28 protein-coding genes are annotated in these 26,057 nt (G+C 36.8%); 11 read left to right on the top strand and 17 right to left on the bottom strand.

Going from position 1 to position 26,057, the window contains the following annotated elements; translation table 11 throughout:
- Positions 1-299 precede the first annotated feature (299 nt).
- Entirely contained in the window at positions 300-392 is a 93-nt protein-coding gene (locus tag J2Z40_RS19700) for a putative holin-like toxin (protein WP_342590309.1), read from the bottom strand.
- A 365-nt stretch (positions 393-757) separates the two neighbouring features.
- Here J2Z40_RS19700 and guaC point away from each other — a divergent pair, with 365 nt between their 5' ends.
- The 3 genes from guaC to J2Z40_RS01210 all read left to right on the top strand — a co-directional run bounded on the left by guaC (position 758) and on the right by J2Z40_RS01210 (position 3,507).
- Positions 758-1,741: a GMP reductase gene (gene guaC, locus J2Z40_RS01220; protein ID WP_066394520.1), complete on the top strand. Its 984-nt coding sequence runs from the start codon at positions 758-760 to the stop codon at positions 1,739-1,741.
- Between the two features lie 204 nt (positions 1,742-1,945).
- Entirely contained in the window at positions 1,946-2,146 is a 201-nt protein-coding gene (locus J2Z40_RS01215) for a hypothetical protein (protein WP_066394521.1), read from the top strand.
- 167 nt (positions 2,147-2,313) lie between these two features.
- On the top strand, positions 2,314-3,507 hold the full coding sequence (locus J2Z40_RS01210; RefSeq protein WP_066394526.1) for a chromate transporter: 1,194 nt from the start codon (positions 2,314-2,316) through the stop codon (positions 3,505-3,507).
- A gap of 51 nt (positions 3,508-3,558) precedes the next feature.
- On the opposite strand, the gene J2Z40_RS01205 is transcribed toward J2Z40_RS01210, so the two are convergent.
- The 4 genes from J2Z40_RS01205 to J2Z40_RS01190 form a co-directional block, all read right to left on the bottom strand.
- Positions 3,559-4,359: an aminoglycoside adenylyltransferase domain-containing protein gene (locus J2Z40_RS01205; RefSeq protein ID WP_066394528.1), complete on the bottom strand. Its 801-nt coding sequence runs from the start codon at positions 4,357-4,359 to the stop codon at positions 3,559-3,561.
- 53 nt (positions 4,360-4,412) lie between these two features.
- Positions 4,413-4,868 carry an NUDIX hydrolase gene (locus J2Z40_RS01200; protein ID WP_066394530.1) on the bottom strand — a complete coding sequence of 152 codons (456 nt, stop codon included), beginning with the start codon at positions 4,866-4,868 and terminating at the stop codon, positions 4,413-4,415.
- Between the two features lie 380 nt (positions 4,869-5,248).
- On the bottom strand, positions 5,249-6,013 hold the full coding sequence (locus J2Z40_RS01195; protein ID WP_066394531.1) for an exodeoxyribonuclease III: 765 nt from the start codon (positions 6,011-6,013) through the stop codon (positions 5,249-5,251).
- Positions 6,014-6,095: 82 nt separating this feature from the next.
- Positions 6,096-6,371 carry a hypothetical protein gene (locus J2Z40_RS01190; protein WP_066394532.1) on the bottom strand — a complete coding sequence of 92 codons (276 nt, stop codon included), beginning with the start codon at positions 6,369-6,371 and terminating at the stop codon, positions 6,096-6,098.
- A gap of 153 nt (positions 6,372-6,524) precedes the next feature.
- On the opposite strand from J2Z40_RS01190, the gene J2Z40_RS01185 reads away from it, so the two are divergent.
- The 3 genes from J2Z40_RS01185 (at position 6,525) to J2Z40_RS01175 (ending at position 9,207) form a co-directional block, all read left to right on the top strand.
- Positions 6,525-6,971, top strand: coding sequence for an OsmC family protein (locus tag J2Z40_RS01185; protein WP_066394534.1), 447 nt, complete (start codon positions 6,525-6,527; stop codon positions 6,969-6,971).
- 207 nt (positions 6,972-7,178) lie between these two features.
- The gene (locus J2Z40_RS01180; protein ID WP_066394537.1) at positions 7,179-7,607 is read left to right on the top strand and encodes a cell wall hydrolase; all 429 of its coding nucleotides are present in this window, start codon (positions 7,179-7,181) and stop codon (positions 7,605-7,607) included.
- Positions 7,608-7,713: 106 nt separating this feature from the next.
- Positions 7,714-9,207 carry a nitrate/nitrite transporter gene (locus J2Z40_RS01175; protein WP_066394539.1) on the top strand — a complete coding sequence of 498 codons (1,494 nt, stop codon included), beginning with the start codon at positions 7,714-7,716 and terminating at the stop codon, positions 9,205-9,207.
- Between the two features lie 146 nt (positions 9,208-9,353).
- On the opposite strand, the gene narI is transcribed toward J2Z40_RS01175, so the two are convergent.
- The 7 genes from narI to J2Z40_RS01140 form a co-directional block, all read right to left on the bottom strand.
- Positions 9,354-10,040, bottom strand: a complete 687-nt coding sequence (gene narI / locus J2Z40_RS01170) for a respiratory nitrate reductase subunit gamma (protein ID WP_066394550.1) — start codon at positions 10,038-10,040, stop codon at positions 9,354-9,356.
- A gap of 62 nt (positions 10,041-10,102) precedes the next feature.
- Positions 10,103-10,705, bottom strand: a complete 603-nt coding sequence (narJ, locus tag J2Z40_RS01165) for a nitrate reductase molybdenum cofactor assembly chaperone (RefSeq protein ID WP_066394552.1) — start codon at positions 10,703-10,705, stop codon at positions 10,103-10,105.
- Positions 10,702-12,204: a nitrate reductase subunit beta gene (gene narH, locus J2Z40_RS01160; RefSeq protein ID WP_066394554.1), complete on the bottom strand. Its 1,503-nt coding sequence runs from the start codon at positions 12,202-12,204 to the stop codon at positions 10,702-10,704. The genes narJ and narH overlap by 4 nt, the downstream gene beginning before the upstream one ends.
- Positions 12,194-15,877, bottom strand: a complete 3,684-nt coding sequence (locus tag J2Z40_RS01155) for a nitrate reductase subunit alpha (protein WP_066394555.1) — start codon at positions 15,875-15,877, stop codon at positions 12,194-12,196. Before J2Z40_RS01155 ends, narH begins: the two co-directional genes overlap by 11 nt.
- A complete protein-coding gene (locus tag J2Z40_RS01150) occupies positions 15,858-16,154 on the bottom strand; it encodes a hypothetical protein (RefSeq protein ID WP_066394557.1) in 297 nt (98 codons plus the stop codon). Before J2Z40_RS01150 ends, J2Z40_RS01155 begins: the two co-directional genes overlap by 20 nt.
- A 14-nt stretch (positions 16,155-16,168) precedes the next feature.
- Positions 16,169-16,480, bottom strand: coding sequence for a hypothetical protein (locus tag J2Z40_RS01145; protein ID WP_066394559.1), 312 nt, complete (start codon positions 16,478-16,480; stop codon positions 16,169-16,171).
- Positions 16,481-16,522: 42 nt separating this feature from the next.
- Positions 16,523-16,948, bottom strand: coding sequence for a hemerythrin domain-containing protein (locus tag J2Z40_RS01140; RefSeq protein WP_066394561.1), 426 nt, complete (start codon positions 16,946-16,948; stop codon positions 16,523-16,525).
- Positions 16,949-17,446: 498 nt separating this feature from the next.
- Between J2Z40_RS01140 and J2Z40_RS01135 the strand changes: the two genes are divergently transcribed.
- Entirely contained in the window at positions 17,447-18,355 is a 909-nt protein-coding gene (locus J2Z40_RS01135; protein WP_066394565.1) for a MerR family transcriptional regulator, read from the top strand.
- 122 nt (positions 18,356-18,477) lie between these two features.
- Here J2Z40_RS01135 and speD read toward each other — a convergent pair whose 3' ends face one another.
- Complete coding sequence (gene speD, locus J2Z40_RS01130) at positions 18,478-19,284, bottom strand: adenosylmethionine decarboxylase (RefSeq protein WP_066394571.1); 807 nt, start codon at positions 19,282-19,284, stop codon at positions 18,478-18,480.
- 206 nt (positions 19,285-19,490) lie between these two features.
- Here speD and J2Z40_RS01125 point away from each other — a divergent pair, with 206 nt between their 5' ends.
- Positions 19,491-20,615, top strand: a complete 1,125-nt coding sequence (locus J2Z40_RS01125; RefSeq protein WP_066394574.1) for a CAP domain-containing protein — start codon at positions 19,491-19,493, stop codon at positions 20,613-20,615.
- A gap of 124 nt (positions 20,616-20,739) precedes the next feature.
- Here J2Z40_RS01125 and J2Z40_RS01120 read toward each other — a convergent pair whose 3' ends face one another.
- Positions 20,740-21,015, bottom strand: a complete 276-nt coding sequence (locus tag J2Z40_RS01120) for a hypothetical protein (protein WP_066394578.1) — start codon at positions 21,013-21,015, stop codon at positions 20,740-20,742.
- Positions 21,000-21,260, bottom strand: a complete 261-nt coding sequence (locus J2Z40_RS01115) for a CGCGG family putative rSAM-modified RiPP protein (RefSeq protein WP_066394580.1) — start codon at positions 21,258-21,260, stop codon at positions 21,000-21,002. The genes J2Z40_RS01120 and J2Z40_RS01115 overlap by 16 nt, the downstream gene beginning before the upstream one ends.
- Before the next feature lie 295 nt (positions 21,261-21,555).
- Between J2Z40_RS01115 and J2Z40_RS01110 the strand changes: the two genes are divergently transcribed.
- The 3 genes from J2Z40_RS01110 to J2Z40_RS01100 all read left to right on the top strand — a co-directional run bounded on the left by J2Z40_RS01110 (position 21,556) and on the right by J2Z40_RS01100 (position 24,317).
- Complete coding sequence (locus tag J2Z40_RS01110; RefSeq protein WP_083953900.1) at positions 21,556-22,086, top strand: RNA polymerase sigma factor; 531 nt, start codon at positions 21,556-21,558, stop codon at positions 22,084-22,086.
- A complete protein-coding gene (locus J2Z40_RS01105) occupies positions 22,083-22,832 on the top strand; it encodes a hypothetical protein (protein ID WP_066394583.1) in 750 nt (249 codons plus the stop codon). The genes J2Z40_RS01110 and J2Z40_RS01105 overlap by 4 nt, the downstream gene beginning before the upstream one ends.
- Positions 22,833-23,063: 231 nt before the next feature.
- On the top strand, positions 23,064-24,317 hold the full coding sequence (locus J2Z40_RS01100) for a TolB family protein (protein ID WP_066394585.1): 1,254 nt from the start codon (positions 23,064-23,066) through the stop codon (positions 24,315-24,317).
- A gap of 61 nt (positions 24,318-24,378) precedes the next feature.
- On the opposite strand, the gene J2Z40_RS01095 is transcribed toward J2Z40_RS01100, so the two are convergent.
- Both J2Z40_RS01095 and J2Z40_RS01090 read right to left on the bottom strand, forming a co-directional pair.
- A complete protein-coding gene (locus J2Z40_RS01095) occupies positions 24,379-25,077 on the bottom strand; it encodes an ABC transporter ATP-binding protein (protein WP_066394587.1) in 699 nt (232 codons plus the stop codon).
- A gap of 1 nt (position 25,078) precedes the next feature.
- Positions 25,079-26,032 carry an ABC transporter permease gene (locus J2Z40_RS01090; protein WP_066394588.1) on the bottom strand — a complete coding sequence of 318 codons (954 nt, stop codon included), beginning with the start codon at positions 26,030-26,032 and terminating at the stop codon, positions 25,079-25,081.
- Between the last annotated feature and the right edge of the window lie 25 nt (positions 26,033-26,057).

Below are 26,057 nucleotides of genomic sequence, written 5' to 3'. Positions count from 1 at the left end.
CCTTGATAATAGAAACACACCATCCTATTTTGAGTTAACTTATGATGGTTTATTATTAGTTAATTCTAGTTAAGGAGGAAATTATTTACTTATCGACTTCTTCTTCCTCAATTTGCATGGCTGCCTTGAAAATTCTTAGTCATACACGGTATAATGAAGGTAGGATCAGAATACATTAACAAAGGTAGCTCGGTCTGCGACCACCGAGCTGCCCTATAAATAAAATAGAATCGCTTCAAGGGCGATCAGCAAACTTCAAACGGATAAACCGCTCACTTGCTTGCAGGCTGAAGGGCGGTTTATTTTTTTTGTGTTAATGTGATAACGGCTACGATTAGTGTTCCAAAGCTAATCATAATAACTAACGATTCAAACACGCTCACAAGCAGCACCCCCCTTCCTCCTTATTCGACATGAAAAGGATTACTAACAGGGACTACTGACCACCCTCCGAGTTTTCTATTCTATTACTTCCAATTATACCACACGTATGTTCGTGTTTCTTGTGAATTCTTACTCATTTTCCTCTTTTGTTCGCGATAAACCATAGTCAAATTTTTTTACAATCTCTAGAAATTGAGCCGCTTCTTTGTTTTGTTCAATTGTAAATGGTAGATGTTACTAGCAACGAACTATGTATTTAAGAGAAAGTTAAACAAAACCCTTTGACATAATGAATAGAATCATGTAAATTAACAAATGTACGAACAATTAAACCTAAACAAAACTATATCATTCGTATTTCGAGGTGCTAACTATGGAAAATGTATTTGATTATGAAGATATTCAACTAATTCCCGCTAAATGTATAGTCAACAGTCGTTCTGAATGTGATACAACCATTAAGTTTGGGAATCACATATTTAAGCTTCCAGTCGTACCTGCTAATATGCAGACCATTATCGATGAAAAGATTGCCCTATCTCTAGCTGAAAATGGATATTTCTACATTATGCATCGTTTTGAACCAGAGAAACGAATTGATTTTATTAAAGATATGCAAACACGAGGATTATTCGCCTCTATTAGTGTGGGTGTTAAGGCTGAAGAATATGATTTCATTCAGCAGTTAAAAGAGGAACAGCTAACACCCGATTATATTACAATTGATATTGCTCACGGCCATTCCAATGCAGTAATCGAGATGATTCAGCATATTAAACGACATATTCCCGATAGCTTCGTAATTGCAGGAAATGTTGGAACGCCGGAAGCTGTAAGAGAACTTGAACATGCTGGAGCAGATGCAACAAAGGTAGGCATTGGGCCAGGTAAGGTTTGTATTACTAAGATTAAAACAGGCTTCGGTACAGGTGGCTGGCAATTGGCAGCATTACGATGGTGCGCGAAGGCAGCAAGTAAACCGATCATTGCCGACGGAGGAATTCGTACACATGGTGATATTGCGAAATCTGTTCGTTTCGGTGCATCTATGGTCATGATTGGCTCCCTATTTGCTGGACATGAAGAATCCCCTGGAGAAACAATTGAAAAAGACGGAAAATGCTATAAGGAATACTTTGGTTCCGCTTCTGAATTTCAAAAAGGTGAAAAGAAAAATGTTGAAGGCAAGAAAATGTATGTAGAGCACAAAGGTGCATTAAAAGATACATTGATTGAAATGGAGCAAGATCTGCAATCTTCTATTTCCTACGCAGGAGGCAATAAGCTAGAAGCCATTCGGAATGTAGACTATGTTGTAGTGAAGAATTCCATTTTTAATGGGGATAAGATTTATTAATTTTTTTGGGGAGTGAGCATCGATTTTGCTTGCTCTCTTTTTTACTTAGATGGAATGGACCATTATTTTCTAAAATCATGAGCTGCCCCTTCCCGCCTTCACTGAAATCCATTATTGAATTTGATTATAATAAATACTTTCTGCCCCCATTACATAATTCCGCTATTAATATACACGCTACTAGTAAGGAGGTGTAGTGAAATCATGCAAAATAAACCAGGTAATCGTCATCTTCCAGATTTCAAGGAATTAAATGATCGAGTAATCGCTGAAAAAAGTAAAACTGAACCAATATTAGTTATTAAAACAAATGAAGATCCAAAAGACTCAACGGTTGATAATCCTTACTTTCAAGAAGGGAGATCGAATGAGCAGGAATTTAGGGCGTTTTTTGAAAATACCTAACGAAATATAGGCATTCAATGAGAGTTGGAACATGCTTCTAACTCTTATTTTTATTTTAATTAAATTACAATGTAAATATTGTGTAAATATTATCAATTCAAGATTTCCTTATGGTATAGTTTTTCTTATTCCTATTAAAATATGGTTTAGAAAAAGTAGGTGTATGTATGGAGAAAGAAAAAAGAACTTTACAATTTCATACGCTTTTAGAAATCCTCCTCGTTTCAACACGTTTAGGTTTTTCTTCCTTTGGAGGTCCAGTTGCTCATTTAGGATACTTTCATGAAGAATATATTCGTAGAAGAAAATGGATGGATGAAAAAAGCTACGCAGATTTGGTTGCCTTATGCCAGTTTTTACCTGGACCTGCAAGTAGTCAGGTGGGAATCGGTATCGGGGTTATGAGAGCAGGTGTACTCGGAGGAATCGTGTCATTCATCGGATTTACCCTCCCCTCTGTCATTGCTCTTATTTTTTTTGCTCTTTTGCTACAAGGGTTTGACATTGGTGATGCTGGCTGGATTCATGGATTAAAATTAGTCGCAGTAGCCGTTGTTGGACACGCAATTATAGGGATGAGCCAAAAATTAACTCCTGATTTAAACAGAAAGGCCATCGCATTATTTGCATTAGTTTGCACACTTTTTTGGCCAAGTGTATTTACTCAAGTTGGAGTCATTCTGTTTGCTGCCTTGATTGGTTTCATATTATTTAAGGAAAAAGAGAACAGTATTGAATCACAAATGTATTTTCCCATTTCACGTAAAGTGGGGATTGTTTGTTTGACTCTCTTCTTTGGGTTACTCGTATGTTTACCGATTTTAAGAGAGATCACATCCTTATCATGGATTGCAATGTTTGATAGTTTCTATCGTTCAGGTTCACTCGTATTTGGTGGCGGTCATGTCGTCCTCCCCTTGCTTGAACGAGAATTTGTCCCAACTGGATGGGTCAGTGATCGTGCATTTCTAACTGGTTACGGGGCTGCACAAGCTGTACCAGGTCCGTTATTTACTTTTGCTGCTTATCTTGGTACCGTAATGAATGGCTGGATAGGTGGGTTACTTGCAACAGTAGCTATTTTTCTACCAGCATTCCTACTCATATTAGGTGCACTTCCTTTTTGGGATACGATACGAAAGAATAACAAAATGAAAGGAGCCTTATCGGGGGTTAATGCTGCCGTTGTTGGGATTTTAATTTCTGCTTTTTATGATCCGATTTGGACGAGCTCAATCCTTTCTTCCATTGATTTCGCAATTGCCGCTATTTTATTTAGTATGCTTGTTTTTTGGAAGCTCCCTCCCTGGATCATTGTCCTTTCGGGTGCCCTTTTTGGGTCAATCACTTCCTTATTGTAATCAAGAAAGCAATATGGGAGGGGGATCCTTCCTTTCCTATTCTTTGCCATATTAGTTGTATTTCAATAAAGAAAGTTCTCTTTCCATTACTTTCTGATGAATATAATGGCTAAAAGCTTTCAATTGAATCTTATCTAAATAAAGATTCTTATCTTCACTTTGATACCCAGTTAACACCTTTTTAATGAGGCCAATAAACTCATTGGGGAGATTTCTCAAACCCCATTCCCCAGCATGTAACTTAGACACAATTTCCCCCTCACTTATGTACATATAAACGCGAATTAGGTTCAACGTACAATAGATGGGATTGTATTCAATTTGTTCTAAGCAATCGTTGAAATCATTCATAATCGAAGAAAGATAATTAGACACTGGAATAGGAGGGAACACTTCTTTAATTGGTTTCCCCTCCAAACAAATACCAGCATGATTTAATATCGTAATATGTGCAGCTAAATCTGGATCCGTACTAGGAAAGGCTTCATTCCCTTGGTTCCTTAAATAATATGGTCTCCAGTATTCACTATAGTGAAAATCGAACTTGGAAGGATGCTGCCATTCGCTTAATTGACGACTATTAAGAAAGCTGACCTCAACTGGATAAGGATTATTTGAATATACTAAAAACAGATCCGCCAACTTGCCTTTTTGATCAGAGGAAGGTGAATCATTCGTCACTACAATCATATCAATATCACTATTTTTCGGATTAAATCCTCCTAAAGCTAACGAACCATGGATGTAAAATCCGATAAAATGATTGTCAAGAATCGCTTTTGTTTTCATTAGCATTTGATTAACAAAATATTTAATTTCATTGGATGCGCTTTCCCAGCTACTATTAGTCATTTGCAGAGCTCCCTTATGATCGTGAATATTACTCTATGGCGTTTTCTTTAAACTTATAATGAGAGGGAACGCGAAAACTGTCCAATTAATTGACGGAGCAACGGACTTAACCCCTCTGGCAATTCATTTATTTTAAAAAACTGAACATCCTTTGATTCTTCCCCATCCGCTTTTAATACACCACCCTTTATTTCTTTTGTGACGTAAGCAATTGTTACTGGGTAAAATTCATCTCCATTCGGTAATTTCACATAATACTGTTGACCAGAAAATACATCAACTAATTGAAGATGGCCAATTTCAAGCCCAGTCTCCTCCAATACTTCTCTTCTCCCTGTTTCTTCCGCAGCTTCTCCTAACTCCATAAATCCACCTGGGACTCCCCAAACACTATTATTTCGCTTTTGTAATAAAAACTCCCCGTTTTCATTAATAACTGCTACAGCCACACCTACTAAATTTAATGGCTGATTGCCAACAATCTTTCGTAAATTTTCTACATATCCCATTTTCAAACCTCCTAATTTCCCTTTTACATTTGCTTATTTTATAGACTATTCTATGTAAGAGATCATCTGAACCTTTTTGTTTAGCAAGCCCTTCGATCAGCTCTTCTCTTTTAATAATTCGTAGCATATAAAGAAACTCCTGCCACATGCCAAATAAATAAACTTGATTCATTCTATTAAACAAAAGGAAAAAGAATAATAAATAGGAAAAGACCAATCTCTTTTCCCTCATGAATTGCGAGGAGATTAGTCTTACAATTACGCTTGCATAATGATTGATTTTCTTAAAATGTATTTGTAATTTAGTAAACAAACAATAATAGCTGCTAATGAGGAAACAAAGAATTTCTTTACATTTTCAATTTTTTCACTAGTGCTTTTTACTCTGCGATAAAATCCATCTCCAGCATGATTGGGCAATGGTCGCTACCCATAATTTCACTATGAATTTGCGCGGATTTTATCGATTGCTTCATTCTTTCAGATACAAGGAAATAATCAATTCGCCAGCCTATATTTCGCTCTCTTACTTTCATCATATAGCTCCACCAAGTATATGCCCCTTCTGCATCAGGATATACATGTCTGAAAGAGTCAACAAAGCCTGAAGACAGCAGAGTGGTCATTTTCTCACGTTCTTCTGTCGTGAAACCAGAGTTCCCATGATTAGATTTTGCATTTTTTAAATCGATCTCCGTGTGAGCAACATTCAAATCACCCGTGTATATAACGGGTTTCAGTTGATCAAGTTCAAGAAGATAGCTTCGTAACTCCTCTTCCCATTCCAATCGATAAGAAAGTCTCGCTAAATCACGTTGAGAATTTGGCGTATACACATTCACTAAATAAAAATCCTCAAACTCAAGCGTAATGATTCTGCCTTCATCTTGTGAATCCTGATCACCTACACCATACTTAACAGACAGTGGCTTTTGCTTAGAAAATACAGCTGTTCCTGAATAACCTTTTTTCAAAGCATAATTCCAGTATTGATGATACCCTTCCAATTCAAGCTCGATTTGACCTTCCTGCAGTTTTGACTCTTGAATACAGAAAATATCTGCATCTACTTCATTAAAATAATCTAAAAAGCCCTTCTTCACACAGGCTCTAAGTCCATTTACATTCCAAGAAACAAATTTCATATGAATAATACTCCTTATAATAAAAAATCTTCTCGATGATTAGAATAACATGCGAGGATCTTTCCTGCACAGATTTTATCTGTTAATAGCCTAGCATCCTCATTCCAATAACAAGAAAAGGAACAAGTACAAACGTAAAAATATAATGTTTTATCTTTACCTTTCGATCATATTTACCTAATAATTTTGCGATTGGAATTTCGATTACTCTCATTATGATGATCAGTCCAACGATTAAAATGAAAGTGGGCCATTTATCTAAATTAAGATATCCAGGAAGGAATAATGCAAAAAATAAGCAAACTCCAAGCGCTAATATTTCCGATAGACGATACTTCGTTTTAAATAGCCAATCCATACAAACACCACCCGACTTAAAATATTCTATGTATTTCGACAGCTTTCAACTTTAATATTACAGATACTTTTCAAAAATGGAAACAATTAAATCAATTTTCTATACAGCTTGATCGAAAAAAAGTTATATTAAAATATAAAAGGAGGAATACAGATGGCGGAACACTATTTTCATTTAAAAGCACATTGGCCAGGATTACGAAATGATGTTGGTGAAATAGAGGCAGGACAATTGAAATCAAAAGTTTCGATTCCACCAGAAATGGATGGGCCTGGAATTGGTACAAATCCAGATGAAATGCTCCTTGGCGCAGCATCGACCTGCTATATTATTACGCTTGCTGCAATGATGGAAAGGAGCAAACTTGATAAAGCTGATTTATCAATGGATTCTGTTGGAATTGTAGATGTAACAAAGGGTGTAATTACTTATAAGAAAATTATCCATAAACCAAAGATACAATTACAAGCTAATGCAACCAAAGAAGATTTTGATTTAGCTTTGAAGTTAGCAGTAAAAGCTGAAAAATCATGCATGATTTCTAGAGCATTGCAAGGAAATGTAGAAATTGAATTAGAGGCGTCTATAGATAAGGAATAAGTTTGTTTCTGCCTATTGATTTTTCTATTTTTTTGCGGATTATATTCTGTTGATCAACTACTTTCTACTTTATCTCATTGACACGCACCAATTATTCATTCAATATTTATGATTTTTCAAACTATGTTTGTGAATATTAATTAGACAAACATCAATATGCTATTCCCGCAATATGCTAACTGTATAATACTGATGGTGGTGATTCATATGACAGTTGTAAAACATAATTCATCAGATTTAGATATGTTAGCAAGACTGCTTCGAGCAGAGGCAGAAGGGGAAGGCGAAACAGGGATGCTGCTCGTCGGTGCTGTTGGAATCAATCGAATCCGGGCGAATTGCTCTGACTTTGTTGGATTGCGGACGATTCCTCAAATGATCCATCAGCCACATGCATTTGAGGCAGTAACGAAAGGGTACTTTTATCAAAGAGCAAGAGAAAGTGAAAGGCGTCTGGCCAGAAGATCCGTAAGAGGTGAAAGGCCATGGCCAGCTAAATATTCTCTATGGTATTTCCGTCCACCAGGAGATTGTCCACCAACATGGTATAATCAGCCATTAGTTGGAAGGTTTAGGCTTCATTGTTTTTATGAACCTTCAGCAACCGAATGTGAAAATGTATATAATACCTTTTAAGTTGTTTGCTTATTCCGCTTCACTCGGGATAAGCACTTTCTTTTTGTATGAAACAAGCTCTCCCATAACAAACTACTTATAGAACCATTTTTGAAAGGAGCCTATTATGCAAAAAGGAAATTTCCAATTAACTTTACAAACGACTAGTCTTGTACTTGGCTTTATGGTTTGGGTTATCCTCTCTTCCTTAATGCCATACATATCTGCGGATATTTCACTTTCGACTAATCAGATGACTTTAGTAACGGCAACACCTGTCATCCTAGGTTCGCTTCTAAGAATTCCGATTGGTTTTTGGACGAACCGCTATGGGGCAAGAACGCTCTTTAGCATTAGCTTTATTGTTTTGATTTTGCCCGTTTTTATTATCAGTACAGCTAATTCCTTTTTCACCTTAATTCTTGGTGGACTTTTAGTCGGGATTGGCGGGGCCGTGTTTTCTGTTGGGGTTACTTCACTGCCTAAATATTACCCAAAGGAAAAACATGGTTTTATTAATGGGATTTATGGGGCGGGGAATATCGGGACTGCAATTACTTCTTTTTTAGCACCTGTTCTTGCAGACTCTTTTGGCTGGAGATTAACCATTCAGTTCTACATTATTTTGTTAATCTTATTTGCCCTTTTAAATTTTCTACTTGGAGATCGTAAGGAAAAAAAGGTGCAGGCCGTATTTTCCGAACAATTTAAAAGTGTATATAAAAATCCAAAGCTTTGGCTTTTAAGTTTGTTTTATTTCATTACCTTTGGCTCCTTTGTTGCATTCACTATTTACTTGCCAAACTTTCTTGTTAATCATTTTGGATTAGAAAAAGTAGATGCTGGCTTTCGAACAGCAGGCTTTATCGCCCTTGCTACATTATTGCGTCCAATTGGGGGCTGGCTAGGTGATAAATTTAATTCATTTATGATCTTAGTTATCGTTTTCTCAGGTCTTACCTTTGCAGGCTTTTTATTATCCTTTACACCATCTCTTCCTGTTTATACAGTCGGCTGCTTAGGTGTAGCCATTTGTGCGGGCATAGGAAATGGGGTTATTTTCAAGCTTGTTCCGCTTTATTTTTCAAAACAGGCTGGAATTGTCAATGGGATTGTATCAGCCATGGGTGGACTTGGTGGCTTCTTCCCACCGATTATTTTGACGATCCTGCATAATTGGACTGGGCATTATGCGATCGGATTTATGTCCCTTTCTGAATTTGCACTAGCTAGCAGCATTCTTGTTGTCTGGCTTTATTATCAAGATAAATTATCATTAAAGGACAATATCGTTGAAAGTACAGGTCAAGGAGTTATGGTGACGGATCTCGATGGAATTATCCAGTATGTAAACCCTGCCTTTACAAAGGTAACAGGTTATTCTCTAAAGGAAGCTAAGGGAAATAAGCCGAGCATCCTTCATTCAGGAAAACATGATAAACATTTCTATCAACAAATGTGGGTAGAAATTGAAGAGCATGGACATTGGCAAGGTGAAATTTGGAATAAGCGAAAAAATGGTGAAATCTATCCCGAATGGCTAACGATTAGCACATTAAAGGATGATTCTGGTAATCCAAATCAACATGTAGCAATGTTCAGTGATATTACTAATCATTAAACTCTGGATCAATGCTCATGTAAAAGTCACCCCAAACTCGTGTATACGACTTTTGGGTGACTTTTATTATTATTTTTATTTGGTTGAAATATAAAAAGGTGCATCCAAAAGTCAAAATATAACTTCTTGGATACACCCTTTTTGTTTTAATTATTTTTATACCCATCACGTGCTCGATACTGTTGTGGTGCTCGTGCTGGATACCTCCCAGGAAAGCTAAACATATGGATAAGCTGTGTGAACGGAATAGCTGCAAACAAAATAAATGAACTAATCACATGTAATTGGAAAAGCAATGGAACAGCCAGCATTAATTCCACATCTGGCTGTAATGTGAACAAGCTTCGAAACCACGGTCCAATTGTTACACGATACTCGTATGCGACTACAGTTGTATTATATACTAGTGTCATGTACGTTCCTAACCCGGCAACAACTAACAGCCAAATAATTGTGAAATAATCTGCAAATGAAGCATGTACACTTAATCTAGGGTTTGAAACCTTGCGGATCAGCAGCACAATTAAGCCAACCACCACCATTAAACCAGCTAAACCACCTCCTGCAATTGCTCCGACATGATAGAGGTGATCAGAAATACCAAGCGCCTCATAAAAACTGATAGGAATTAATACGCCCATCACATGTCCAATAAATGCGAAGACTATACCCCAATGAAAAAGTCTTGAGCCGATACTTAACCATTTCTTCTCAAAAATTTCTGTAGATGGTGCATGCCAGCTTTTTCCTCGAAAGACAAAGCGATAAACCGAGGCAACGACCAAAATGGTTCCAACAATATAAGGGAAAATCCCCCACCAAAAAAATCCCATGAATGTCCTCCTTAGTAAGCCATTAGATGGTTTCGATTATGCGAATCCAACAATACGATAGGTCACCGATAAATCATCGGATATGGCAATTCATCCAAATCTGCTTCCTCACGTTCATTAACTAATCGAGCGATTTCTTCTTCGTTTGGCGCTTTAAAGACAAATGACATTAATAAATCGAAAACATGATAATATGGATTATTATTAGGTAGATGTGTGTAAATTCGATGGATGGCAAATGAAAGTCTTCTCGTGAGCTGCTCCACATCATCTGTTAATGGAGCTACCGCAAGTAGCTCCATTAACATTGGAATAAAATCAGTCAATTCGACTCCCACTCGCTCGAAGCCTAAGTCAGAAATTAAGCGCTGCAAGCGAATCAATGCATCTCCACGTCTGCGGCTATCACCTAATTCTTGCGCCGTTAAATACATTCCGGTTTTCTCTTCATAATCAAAGGTTTTTACATATAGCTCCTGTAATTCCTTTAATTCTATTTTCAAAAGTGGTTCAAGCCGCTTAAAGAGTTCCTCTTGCATTTCCTTGGATGAAAGATGCTGTTTTAAATATTCTTTTAGGTCTGAACATTCCTCTACTAATTGCGAATCAGGATAATCCAGAAATCTAGCAAGAACAACGAGTGTTTCAGCTACTTCTGTTCTCATCCAAGATCACTTCTTTCATATGGATAAGTAACCATGCCTTCTGCTGGTGCTAAATCTTCAATGCTGCATGCCCCTTGTTTATAATGCAAATTATTATCCATTTCCCGTCTACCAGTTGGAATGACAAATCGTTCATTATATTTTGCGACTCCGAGTAAACGAGCCATATCCTCGAGTTCTTCGACTGTTGTGTCTGCTTCCTTCAGGAGTTTACTTGTTTTCATTTCATCCATACCCCCAACTGTTTTCGCACGCATATGAACACGCATTGCAGCCATTTTTAAAAGCACTCGCCGGATCACAGTCGTATCATCAGCCGTTAACAATGAAGCAAGATATTCCATTGGAATTCGCATATCATCAACAGCTGGAATATATCCATCCATGCTTAAATCCTGCTCATTTGTAATATGGTTCATAATTGGACTTAATGGCGGCACATACCAAACCATTGGCAATGTACGGTATTCCGGATGCAGCGGCAAGGCAATTTTCCACTTCATCGCCATTTTATAAATCGGTGATTCTTGCGCACTAGTAATCCAGCTTTCATTAATACCTGCTTCTCTTGCTTTTTCAATGACTTCTGGATCGTTTGGATCTAAGAAAACTGAAAGCTGTGCTTCATATAAATCTTTAGGATCCTCAACGGATGCGGCTTCTTTTACCCGGTCTGCATCATAAAGAACAACTCCAATATAACGAATTCGCCCAACACATGTTTCAGAACAAACAGTTGGCAAACCTGCTTCTGTTCTTGGGTAGCAGAAATTACATTTCTCAGCTTTATGAGTATTCCAATTATAATAAACCTTATGGTAAGGACAGCCATTCATGCAAAAGCGCCAGCCGCGGCATGCTTCTTGATCAACAAGTACAATCCCATCTTCATCCCTTTTATATAACGCACCTGAAGGGCAGGATGCGACACAGGATGGATTCAAGCAATGCTCACAAATTCTTGGCAGATACATCATAAATGTTTTTTCATATTCTAAAGCAATATGCTCTTGAAGCTTCTGCACATTCGGATCTAACGGAACAATTTCACTTCCTCCTGCGAGATCATCATCCCAGTTGGATCCCCACTCCGGTTTATCAATATACTTGCCAGTAATCATCGAAATGGGACGAGCAACAGGTAAGCTTTCTTTCTTTGGCGCATTTTGAAGATGTTGATAATCATATGTCCATGGTTCATAAAAGTCATCGATTGTCGCCATATTCGGATTGTAGAAAATATTTGCTAGCTTTGAAATTGGACCACCTGCTCTTAAATGTAGCTGTCCATTTCTTAATGTCCAGCCTCCCTTGTAGCGGTCCGTATTTTCCCATTCCTTCGGATAGCCAGGTCCAGGACGGGTTTCCACATTGTTATACCAGACATACTCCATGCCAGGACGGTTTGTCCATGTATTTTTGCATGTCACAGAACATGTATGACAGCCAATACATTTATCTAGATGCATGACCATCGCTACTTGAGCCTTAATTCTCAAGCCAATCGACCTCCTTCAATGGACGAATCACTGTCATTGTGTCCCGATTGCTCCCAGTTGGTCCATAATAATTAAATCCGTAGCTTAGCTGAGAATAGCCGCCAATCATATGTGTCGCTTTAGGATTAATTCTAGTCACACTATTATGAGTGCCCCCTCGTTTTTTGTTAATCTGGTTTCCTGGCACACCCATCGTCCGGTCTTGTGCATGATACATATAGGCTACTCCTCGTGGCAGACGATACGTAAGAATGGCTCTCGCTGTTACTACCCCATTACGGTTATACACTTCAATCCAATCATTATCTTTAATGCCCACCGTTGCTGCGTCTTTCTCATTCAGCCAGACAACTTGCCATCCTCGGAATAACTGAACCATTGGTGTCGTATCTGTAAACATCGTGTGAATTCCCCATTTTTGGTGGGGAGTCATATATCGAAGCGTGAGTGATTTCTCTTTATTTTCCACCTCTTTTTCCCCTTTTAAAAATGGAGCAATATTTATTGGTGGCAAATAAAGTGGAAGCCCTTCGCCAAAATCTAGCATTACTTCATGGTCAAGATAGAAGCTTTGGCGCCCTGTAAGTGTATGCCATGGGATGTTGTATTCTTTATTGACAGTAAATGGCGAATATCGTCGATTGTCATTTTCTAATCCACTCCAAACAGGTGTTGAAATCGTTTGTCTCGGCTGAACACTTAATGCATCCAATGTATAATCTTCTTCTTCACGCTCTTTTGAAATATGGGCTAGACTTTTTCCTGTTTTATCTTCCATCGACTTCCAGCCTTCTACCGCCCGCTTGCCATTTGTTGCCCCAGACATAAGGAGGATCGCATTAATTGCTTGCTTATCAGAATATAAGTCAGGATGCCCCTTGCCCACACCTTCACGCTTTGATACACCTAAGCGCTTCAATAATTCCTGATAAGTTTTTTCTCCGTCTAATTTAACCCCTTTTGTTCCATAGCCATTGCGAATATTCGGTCCGATTGCAGACCACATATTAAAGACATTTGGATAATCCCGTTTGACAATATTGAAATTAGACATCGATTTCCCTGGAATTGCTTCAATTTCACCGTTTCTCCAGTCCTTCACTTTCCCAAAGGGCTGAGCAATTTCATTGATCGTATCATGTGCAAGTGGAGACATGACGAGATCTTCCTGCAAAGGAAGATGATCTTTTGCTAATTCTGAGAAAACTTTTGTAATTTCTCTAAAGGCATCCCAATCGCTCTTTGTTTCCCATGGCGGTGAAATCGCTGCATTAAACGGATGAACAAATGGATGGAGATCTGTTGTGCTTATATCAAATTTTTCGTACCATGTCGCCGCTGGTAAAATGATATCTGAGAAAAGTCCGGAACTTGTCATTCTAAAATCCATCGCAACAAATAGATCTGTTTTTCCTTCAGGCGGCTGTTCATCAAGATGAATATTTTTTGGTTGCCAAGAATTATCGATATCTGTTAACACGGAGTCATCCGCACCGATTAAGTGCTTGACAAAATACTCATGCCCTTTCCCACTGTCACCGAGCAAATTTGAACGCCAATTAAAAAAGATACGCGGAAAATTTCTTGGATCATTCGGATTTTCAATGGCATAATTCAAGTTGCCATCAGCAAGCTGCTTCGCTACATCATTTATAATTGCCTGATCATCATCTTTGAATTTCTCGCGAGCTTCTTTCATCACATCAAGTGAATTTTGAGACCATTGTGGAAAGCTTGGGAGCCAGCCTAAACGTGCCGATAATGCATTGAAATCTGCTGGATGCATTTTGTTATACTTGCTTCCCCATTCTGAATCATTCTCATCAGCTTGGTATTCATATCGGAATTGCTCTGTTGCAAAGTAAAAAAATGAGGTCCCATTCATAAAACGTGGGGATTTTACCCAATCGTTTGCAAAGGCGATTTGACCAAAACCTTCGATCGGACGAACCTTTTCTTGTCCAACATAATGAGCCCAGCCTCCGCCATTAACTCCTTGTGAGCCTGTCAATAATATTAGATTTAAGATGGAACGATAGATTTGATCACTATGGAACCAGTGATTTGTTCCCCCGCCCATCGCGATCATAGACTTACCATTCGTTTGTTCCGCGTTTTGCGCAAACTCTCTTGCCACTTGTATCACATGGGCTTTATTTACGCCTGTGATGCTTTCCTGCCATGCAGGTGTATATGGCTTGTTTGGATCATTATAATCAGTAGGGTAATCCCCCTCTAGGCCACGATTTATACCTGTATGAGCCATCATTAAATCAAACACAGTTGTAATAACTAAATCATTACCTGATTGATCTTTAATAATCTTTACAGGTACCCCTCGTCCAACTTTCCCCCCCTCTTTTTCTGCGAAATAAGGAAAGTCTACTAATACAGTTTCATCTGATTTCTGAAGAAAGCTGAGCTGAGGATTCATCTCCTGGCCATCCTCCGTCTTTAAATCAAGATTCCACTTTTTGCCGCTGTCCCAACGAAAGCCTTGACTTCCAATAGGAATCACCATTTTATTTGTTCTTTCATCCCAAACAACCGTCTTCCATTCTCCTAGCTCCTGTGATTGGTCAATATCAGATGCTCTTAAGAAGCGATCTGATCGATATTCTCCATTCTTCTTATCTAAAACAACTAGGAATGGAAGATCTGTATATTGTTTTGCATAATCAGTGAAATATGGCGTTTCTTTATCCACGTAAAATTCTTTTAAAATCACATGGGTCATTGCCATTGCCAGAGCCCCATCTGTACCAGGCTTTGCTGGTAGCCAAATATCAGCAAATTTATCATATTCGGCATAATCCGGGCTTACGCCAACAACCTTTGTGCCGTTATATCGTGACTCAACCATAAAGTGTGCGTCTGGTGTTCTTGTTTGAGGTATATTTGTTCCCCAGATGATAAAGTATTTCGTATTATACCAATCTCCACTTTCTGGAACATCTGTTTGATCGCCCCAAACTTGTGGAGAAGCAGGTGGTAAATCTGCATACCAATCATAGAAACTAAGAATGGATCCTCCTAGTAAGGAAATAAATCTTGTGCCACCTGCATAACTAACCATCGACATGGCTGGAATCGGACTAAAACCGACAATACGGTCTGGGCCGTACTTTTTTATCGTATGTATAGTAGAGGCTGCAATTAACTGACAAAGCTCTTTCCAGCTCCCACGAACGAAACCGCCCTTCCCTCTTGCTTTTACATACTTTGCTCTTTTTTCCGGGTTGGAAACAATATTCTCCCATGCTTGAACTGGATTATCAGCTGTCTGCAACTCATTCTTCCATAATTCGTATAAGTCACCTCGAACATATGGATGCTTTACTCTTGTTGGGCTATAAGAATACCAAGAGAAGCTAGCTCCTCGTGGACAACCTCTTGGCTCGTAATCAGGGAAATTCTCTCCTGTGGAAGGATAGTCTGTTTGCTGAGTTTCATAGGCAATAATGCCATCCTTCACATGAATCTTCCAGCTGCAGGAACCTGTGCAGTTCACGCCATGGGTAGAACGGACAACTTTGTCATATTGCCACCGTTTGCGGTAAATATCTTCGGAGTTTCTTGGTCGAGGACTTTCTTCCGTCCACCCATCATTAATGCGCTCGCCCCGCTTCAGATGTCTCAATGCATGAACTAATTTATTCTGCCTTTGCTCCATTGTCTCTGCTCCTTCCAAGTAAACCTTCTCCCAGTGGATTAAATTCTTCTCCTAATAGACGAAAGGAGTCTTCACCAGCCTGTAACTCTTGTACAAAAACATCCCAATTTGCTGCATTTGCCGCCGCCAAAATTAAACGTTGCAAGATGCTATAATCATTGATTTCATATACCTTCTCAATTACTTCCCCAGGGATAAAACCAAATCGCATCCGTAAGACAGCAAGTAAATCCTCCCGATCATCTACCAATAGTGAATCTGTTTCAAAAGAAAACACGTGATCAGCCCTTCCTATAGTTTGATCATTTTATAGTAATCTGTGATTAATTGATCCTTACACCTTTCTGCTGCCTGTTCGAAAAATTGAGTGATCTTGCTATCAGGTTTTTTCACTTGATCAAAGCTAATATGTGTACTGCTTAATTCAGCATAATTATGTGAAAGCCTAAGCGTGATTTCTAATCCATCGTTTTTCCTTAATACAATTCCCTGCATATCATATGGATGAATATGATATTGTTCGAATATTTCTACCATCTTTTTATAAACAGCTGGCGCGGCAATTCGTAATGATTCTTCTCTTTGAAGCTGATGTTCTCCCAATTTCTGATCCTCCTCACTACTAAATTCCTTAATTTCCCTGTGTTAGTGTTTGCCATGAGGCAATAGTTTATTCATTTCATCTTCATTATGAATCAGATCCACTACAATCAATCCATCCATTAACCTTGTGAATTGATCATCCACTTCTTGCTTCTCTAGCATATCTTTCATTTGTTCAACAATTCTTCTCATAATGTTATGATCTCGTGTAAGCTCAATCACTAAATCATGGAGTTCTGGTTTTTCTTCTTCCATTTCTTTATAGAGACCCTCTTCTTCTGATTCAGCATGCTTTAATGTTCTTGTCTCCCAGTGTTCAATGATCACTTCTGCTACCTGAAGTGCTTTCTCCTTTTTGTTATCTATTAAACATTGTTGATAGATAGCTCTTAACTCCATAGCTTCATTTAAGGCTGCTTCATGAATAGATGAATGGGCATCCGGCTTTTTTAAACTTGGTCCTGACATCGTTATTACACGTCCTTTTCAAAATATAAATAATCATATTAAACAGCATATCCAGAATAGTTGGAGGTAAACTTCCAAAAAGATTGAAAATGTGAACGATTTATTGTAAAAATGAAAAAAAAAATAAACATTTCCTCAATGGAAATATTTATGTTGTAATAATGTTCATCTAAAAAACAAGCATGCAGCAAACATTCCAACCAATAACTGTTTAATTTGACTCCCTTCAAAATTTCATTAGCATTCCATACATATTCATTTCTATTTAAAATACCAATTATCGTTTTAATTCGCACATCCACAAATTTTTTTTCATAGATGAACAAGCAGCCACTTTGCATATATTTCTGTTTTTTGCTGAATTCAGTCTTCTTTTGATAGCTTTTGTCATGTAGCAGGAAAATAGGGTTTCCTTTGCTGAATTAATAAGACACACAGATGAGAAATTCATCAATCCCACAATATAACTTATTATTCAGAAAGGGTTGGAAAATAAATATGAAATCGTACACAATAAAAGAGGTAGCAAAAAAATTAAATGTTTCTGCTGGAAAGCTAAGGCAGTGGGAAAAAGACTTGCATGGACTATTAGTCATTCCACGTTCCAAACAAGGTGCTCGCTTCTATACAGATGATGAAATCAGTTTACTAGAAACGGTCAAACAGATGCATGATAAAAGCTTGAGCAAAGATATGATTAGAGGAATTATTGAAAAGGACTTTCAATTAAAAAAGATTGTTCCGATTGAAGCTACATTGGTCCCTATCGTTCATGACAATCTGGAAAATGAACAAAATCAAAAGGATCTTGAACAATTTTTGACTGCAATGAAATCATGGAAAGACGAAATGATTGATGATGTAAAAAATGAAATTCGAACAGGGATTCGCAAAGAAGTAATCGAAGAAGTAAAAAAAGAAATCGCAAAAGGATCCGTTCATACGGTAAAAACACTATCTGATTCAATTTATAAATCTAGTGAAAAAACAAAAGAAGACATTGATAATCTAGCTAGTCAAGTACATACGGCAGCAGAGCATACGGCAGAATCAATCGGCACCCTTTCTAGAAGAATTGCCAAAACCTCAAAAGGAACAACTGAACAAATACGCACACTCTCTCGTCGGGTCTCTGATTCTTCAGAAGCAGCAGCTGAAGAATTTAAAACAATGATTCACTATATTTCAAGTTCTGCAGAGGTCACTCATACTGAAATTAGTGCACTTATTGAAACATTAAATTGTGATCGAGAAATATTTCTAGAAACAATAAACAGGGAACGTGAAGAGTACTGGCATGATGTAAATCAGCGTGAAGTGATGTTTCAGGATATGATTCTAGGCTTCCGAAACGCGGCAGCTGCGATTGAAGAAAATAAAGAAGCTTGGTGGAAATTCTGGAAGTAGAATTTTTTCATACTTTTGAAAAATGTCTGGCATCTCTTTTAAAGATGCCGGACATTTTTTGATTAAGTGAATGTTTATTATCCACCAGTGGCACGAACTCGCTTCCTTATTAAAATTTCACCTTATTGCATGTTTGTTCCATAAAAAATTTCATCCATTTCTGTTGTTAGTTTCTCGGTAATATCATCTATTTCTTCTTGTTTCAGTTTATCTTTTGTATAGCCAAATAAATAATTATTTAAGTCAAATTCCCGGATTCGACATTTTGTATGAAAAATATGTGATTGATAAATGTTTACATCAATCAAATCAAAATCATTTTTCACTTCATCGGGAATATAATTTTGTATGGAACTAATATCATGATCGATAAAAAGCTTTTTCCCATTTTTATCTCTAGTAAATCCTCTAACCCGATAATCAATTGTCATTATATCCGTATCAAATGAATAGATGAGGAAATTCAATGCTTTAAGTGGCGAAATTTCTCCACAAGTAAAGACATCTATATCTGCACGAAACGTACTAATCCCTTCATTTGGATGGTATTCAGGATATGTATGAACCGTAATATGACTTTTATCTAGCTGCATGACGACCGAATCGGGCAGTGGTCCAGGAGATTCACTAAAGGAGTCGGTTGGCACCTCCACAACTGGCCCTTCCGAAACAAGCATCGTTACACTTGCTCCTTGAGGAACATAATCTTGCTGGGCAATATTTAATACATGCGCACCGATAATATCAGACACACTCGTTAGAATTTGAGTTAATCGCTCTGCACTGTACACTTCATCTATATACTCAATATAAGCCTCACGTTCTTCCTTCGTTCTTGTATAGCAAATATCATACATATTAAAGCTAAGTGCTTTTGTTAAATTATTAAATCCATGCAGCTCGATCCTTTGTTCATGTGTTAAATTCATTTTCATTCCCCCTTCAAACACTTTATTTCCTTCATAAATATTGTTAGATTACCCAAATTTCATAATAAAAATCAAAGGAACATTCCTCTCAAATATCCAATTTGTTGGAAAAATGATTTTATTATTCACTTTCTCTTATAAAACATATAATAATAGGGGATAAATGTGATATTATAAAATTGTAATGCGAAGGAGGTTTGAACTCATTGAGAAAAATAATTCGATCATTACTTTTTTTATTCATTTTATTCATTTCATGGCCATTTATCGAAAAACAAATAGCCAAAACTGAATTTTATCCTATATATGAGTCCATCCAATCAGAAATTCGTAACATAATTGAGGACCCTAATGTAACAGCTGCTCTTCTTTCAATTTATGATACAGTTAATGATATAACTAGTAACAACAATGAAGATATGAACAATAGCTCGAAGGAAATTAAACAGGTTGAAAAGCCTGATTTAGCCATTCCTTCTGGTCATGCCTTTTCTGTACATAATATCGTTCTAGGAAAACTGAAAACAGAGGTTGAAGGACAGTTAGGGCAGCCACAGCGTACTTCTTACAATGAATATGGAAATGAATGGCATACCTATCACAATAACTATCAAAACTTTATTATGGTTGCATATGATGAAAAAAATCAAGTAAACGCCTTATATACGAATCAAGATTTAATCTCCTCATCTTATGGAATTAAGTTAGGAAGTCAAAAAGATGAAGTCATTCAACAACTAGGCAAACCTTTGGAACATATCCGTAAAGGGTTAACCTATTTTGAATTACCAAAGGAAACAGATTATGATGTTTTTCTCATTGATCATAGTTTTATAACTATTTTTTATGATAAACACGAGGGCAATGTTGTCACATCGATACAAATTATACGTGAGGACCTCGAAAAAAGGAAAAAAAGCTTCTATACAGATGAAACTACACAATTAAAAGAGGGATTTGAGTACCAGCTATTTGACTTAACCAATGCGAGTCGAATCACTCATGGGCTTTCTACACTAGGTTGGGATGATCATGTGAAAGAAACTGCACGGAAGCATAGCAACGACATGGCTGAATTGAATTATTTTTCTCATACAAATCTTGATGGAGACTCTCCATTTGATCGTATGAATGAGGATGATATTTTCTTTACTGTCGCGGGAGAAAATTTAGCAACTGGACAGTTTAGCAGTATCTATGCGCATGAAGGACTAATGAATTCGCTAGGTCACCGAGAAAATATACTCAAGCCTGAATATCAATTTTTAGGTGTAGGTGTTGCCTTTAATGAGGAAGCACACCCATACTATACAGAAAACTTCTTTAAATAAAAATTGTACTTATTTTCATACGGTGTGTACGCTGCCGAAGGATTCCTTGTGGACTGAGTTTTCTCTGTTTCATAGGAATCCTCTTTTATGCTCATAATGACTGGGCTGAAATTCTGCCCAGTCATTATGGAAAATATAATTCTACCCGTTCATCTGTATTCTCTAAAAAATAATAATGTTTAAACTCACTTTGTTGTGTGAATTGAAAATCATCATGGATTGAAAGGATAAAATCTTTATTCTTTTCCCTTATAAAATGAATGGATCCCTCTTTCATTTCAATGTTTATAAAGAAAAAACCCTCTCTTCTAACTAATTCATCCTTTTCATAATAATTGATAACGACTTGTTTATTTTGAAATTGTCTCAGCACCTGCAAATTCCCTAATTTATCTTCCATACCCGTAATACGTACCCCCCACAGCCACATTGATCAATATATTTCATTTTAATTGAATCACCAAAAACATTCGATAATAATGGAAGCAGATAATCAGTTGGGTTGCCGAAATTCTCTGAAGTAACTAAATTGACATAGCAGCCTACTGCCGTTTCTTCCACTGCTTTTATGCCATCTTCGATAATTAAATCAACATCCTTCTCATATTCATTATGTTCAAGATCCATCGACCAATTCTTATCCACACTAACTCCCCCTCATAGCAAAACCCCTTGAATTTTAACAATTCTATCTTATCATAGGCGATTGAATGGATTTCAAAAAAATTAAACTTTTTTGTTTTCTTGAAGGTAATATTTAATGAAGGCTGTTTTCAAACATTATTGTTATTTCATATTTAAATGCTAGAAGTTGATATCTACTTCAGAAGTTCCACACCTTCCGCTCTAATCAACCGTAGTTTTTATGCATATTTATTTTAAAACAATAATCTTCTTGAAAATAGCCTTAAAGAAAGACATCAAGAAAGAGGTGTAACTATTGGATGAGAATTTACTTAAGCGGCTTATGTCTAGCGATCAAACTGCTTTTAAAGTCTTTTATGAAGACTATATTCAAAAAGCTTTCGGTCTAGCCGTTGGAATCTTAAAAGATCGGGAAATGGCAAAAGATGCCGTTCAAGAAACATTTATTCGCGTTTATCGATATATTTCCATGTATGATGCTGCAATGCCATTCGATCCATGGTTCTATCGTATTTTGCATAATGAATGTATGCGAATAGCTAAAAAGGAAGGAAAAACGAAAAAAAATATTGTCTGGAAAGAGGAGCTTCATACAGAAGCAACTTTCGATGAGAATGTAGAAGGATCCGAGCTCATTCACGCGATTTACTCATTAAAAGATTCATTTCGCATTCCTATTGTCATGAAATATTTACATGGATTTAGTGAAAAGGAAATCGCAACGATTATGAATCTTAATCAAAATACGGTTAAATCAAGACTTTTTCATGCACGAAAAAAGCTCAGTAAGCATTTCGATCGTTTAATTAAGGAGGATTTACTTTGAAAAACGATATGGACACACAAATCAAAAATGAATTAATAAAACATACGAATATAAATCAGGAAGAAAAAGATCAAATATGGAGAAACATTAATAATCAAATCAACGGAAGAATGAATACAGCTCGTATGAAAAAGCAAAGAAGAAGCTATAAGGGAAAGCTATTCATTGCTTTTGCTGCTGCTATTTTATTGCTTATTGCTACACAATCAAAAATGGGTCATGCTGTAATTAATCAAATGAAGATCATATTTGAACCCGAAAAGGAGATCATTCAATTAATAGAAGGTACAAATGAAGAAGAAACCGTAAATTTACATGAGGGCTCAGAAGCAGATTATGTCATTTACATTGATGAAGAACGTTATACATTTATTAAATCTGACCGCTATGATCAAGTGATAGCAAAAAATCATCCGGAAAACTATCCAGATGTGGGCATGGATATACAGCAGTTTCCTGAAAAAGAGCCTGAAGAAGTTTTAAAAGAACTTAGAGCAAATTGGATAAATGAGCCCTTCGATATTTCTGAGATTAGACAAGTAGACTATCCTTTCGATGCTTTGTCTTTTAGAGTGAAGAAAGGGAATGAGGCTGATAGTGAAATGATTCGATACCTAGCAATTAGCAACGGGAAAAATGGCAGTTTTGTTTTTAAGCAATATTTCTTTCTAGAGGCAGAAGAAGGACATGGAGCAAGATTAAATCAAATGCTGAAAGAGTTTCATCTAGTTGAAAAAGAGAAATAATTATTGGCTTCCCTTCTATATTTGTTTGTTTGGGAAGGGAAGTTTTCTTCATCCCCATAATAATTTTCTTTAAGTAGCAAATCTTTCCCCGCCCATTTCTGAACTGGCTCCTATTATTAATGGCATGAGTAATAGTTTTCATAATCAATGGATTACTGGAAACAATAAATAGGCGATCAATCAGCAACAATCACAGTACTTGAATGAAGGATTTAGAAATGGAGCGCAAATATGAGAAAATATTTATATTTACTTATCATATTATTACTAATCATGCCTCACATTGTATTTGGTGGTGAAATTAGAGAAAATACAATGAAAGCTGCATTTATCCGAGATGGACAGCTTTGGATAAAAATTGATGGACATGAACAAATCATCACCAAGGATCAAACAGTCTATCGACAGTCACCAAAATGGTCCCCTGATGGAAAATGGATTGTCTATCAAAAAGAAGTCAAATCTAAAAACAATGTAACTGAAAACCCTCAATTAGAAATTTGGGTCTATAGCCTTGAAACGAAGGAACATAAAAAAATAGTTGATGATGGAATGAATCCGAAATGGTCTCCCACTGAAAATTTAATTGCTTTTCAAAGCAATAGAATCTTACAAATTTCAAATTTAAATGAAGTAAGAACCGCGGCATTAGGTGTGGATGACTATGAATGGACCCCAGACGGAAATGGATTTATCGCTTCTTCATCGGCAACTGTAAGACCAGATGGCTGGACAAATCCTATTATTTACAATGTAGCCTTAAATAATGATTTTGAAAAAATTGATCCTTCATCAAATGTGAAACAATTATTTGTGATTCCAAAAGAATTGTCTAATGGAAAAGCAACAATCATCTCAATTAATGCAACTGATTTTGCCTTTTCTCCTAATCAAAAATGGCTTTCATTTATTGTTAGTCCGACCGCATCGTGGTCGATGGATAGTGATATGGTCTGTGTCTTATCATTAGATGGCAAGGATTTTTCCGTGTTGGATGAGACAATTCTCCATATTGATGTACCGAAATGGGCACCAAACAAAAACCTCCTCGGCTATATTGCAGGCGGTGGTCGAATTGTTGCTGGGTTTAAAAATAAAAAATTAATAATAACTGAACTTCCTGTCTATAATTCCATTAAGCTTACACCTGACAAATTTGCTGATATGTGGTTTACTTGGATCGATAATCAAACAATTGTTGCATCACGTGTACCTGAATCGGAGTGGTCGAATGATCAGAAGCTTCGTCCTGAGCCATCCCTTTACTCTATAAACATAAATGAATTGAAACAGGAAAAAATTACTTCACCTGAGATTGGTATTGGTGATTATAAGCCAAGTTTCATACCTGAGACAAATACAATCATATGGTTACGCAGCACGTTAACAAGCACCAATGGGGATCTGTGGATAAGTGATAAAAAAGGAAATAATGCAAAGGTTTGGATAAAAAATGTAGAGGAATATTCAATTTATCCAAAATAAGTATGGCACAAATACAGGAACTTCAATTTCAAAAGAGCCAGGAACATTACGTCTCTGGCTCCTAACCTGCTGCCTGCTCCTTTTTATGAATCGATAGGAATACCTCTTCAAGCGATTCACATGCATGTTCTTCGTATATTTGATCCAATGTACCAAATGACTTTACTTTTCCATTAAATAGGATGAGTACTTGATCAGCAATTTCAATCGCATCTCTCATTATATGACTGCTAACAATAATTGTTTTGCCCTGCTCCTTTAATTGCTGAATCACTTGCTTGAACTGAATGACCCAATAAGGATCCAATCCATTTGTCGGCTCATCCAATATATATATATCTGTGTCTGCTAATAGACATTGTGCAAGATTTAAGCGCTGGGACATCCCTTTAGAGAAACCACCGACCCTTTGATTTCTTTTATCCCATAATCCAACGTCTTCCAAAACTTGATTAATTTTTTCTTTTTTCACGTCTAAAAACTTTCCATAATATTGTAAAATTTCAATTGGTGTAAATTCGGGTGGAAAATTCATTGAATCCGGCATGTAAGCAAATGATTTCTTCCGTTTTGAATGAAAGGTAACTTTCCCTGTTGTGGATTTTTCAATCCCTGTCAAAATTTTTATCATTGTGCTTTTGCCAGCTCCATTTCCGCCGCACAATACTATACATTCCCCTTCATTTATCACTAAATCAACAGGGCTTAAGGCAAATTTATTTTTGTATTTCTTTGAGATATTATTAAGTTCTAAAATCATCTTAAATACCCCGCTTTTTTAATAAATTTGTAGATGTTGCGATAGTCAGAATGATAAGAATAGCTATAGATAAAAGAAGTGCGCCAGTCAATACCCCGTTCTCCGCCCATTTTTCAATCATTAAATACTCAGGTCCGAACACATAATCAGCATTTAATTTGGAGATGGACCATACACGAATCGATTCAACAGGATTCAAAAGAACTAAGAAGAACAAGCTTCCAAGCTTCATTGAATATGGGATGAAGTCGATAATCGAAAAGACAATAAATTCATAAACAAATACGACGAAACTCCAGAAAAACAAAGCAAAGGATAATCCTTGCATCCTTGTTTTACTTATCGCACCTATGAAGAGAGCCGCTCCAGAAAATACAATGATCAATAGCATATTCACAATCATAAATACAAGATAGATCGATCCTTGAAACGACTTTCCAATGAGCGACAATATAAGCCCAAATGCACCGTAAGAAATTCCCATCACTACAAAAAGTGAAAGGACTAATGAAAAGAATTTACTCCCCATATAATGCCAATAAGAAATTTGATACGTTTTAAATAGTGAAAAACGGCCACTTTCTTTATCCGCTATAATTGAGTTAGCCCCTAAGATTAAACAAATAATCGGTATGAGCCATAAAGATAAATTGATTAGCATGGCAATTGAGCGATTATAAGCCGATTGACTAATTTCCTCAGAGTTCTCTACCTCTTTTTTTATTTCCTTCAGTCCATACCACTCTGGATTCACATTCATTGTTTCAATATTCGTATTAACAGATTCCAATCCGTACGTTGTCTCTACTGGATCTGATTTAACCGATTGAATACCATAAAAGTAAAGTAATCCTGATAAAAAGATAAACAAGATCATAAAGTTCAATAGCCATTTACTGCGAAGCAAAAGCTGTAATTCATGCTTTACCATAGATAGTAACAATGTTGGCTTCATTATCCAGCGCCTCCTTCTCGCAAGC

The sequence above is a fragment of the Cytobacillus eiseniae genome (assembly GCF_017874625.1).
Taxonomy (GTDB): domain Bacteria; phylum Bacillota; class Bacilli; order Bacillales; family Cytobacillaceae; genus Cytobacillus; species Cytobacillus eiseniae.
The sequence above is the reverse complement of the archived record's forward strand: the minus strand, read 5'-3'. Positions and strand labels throughout refer to the sequence as shown.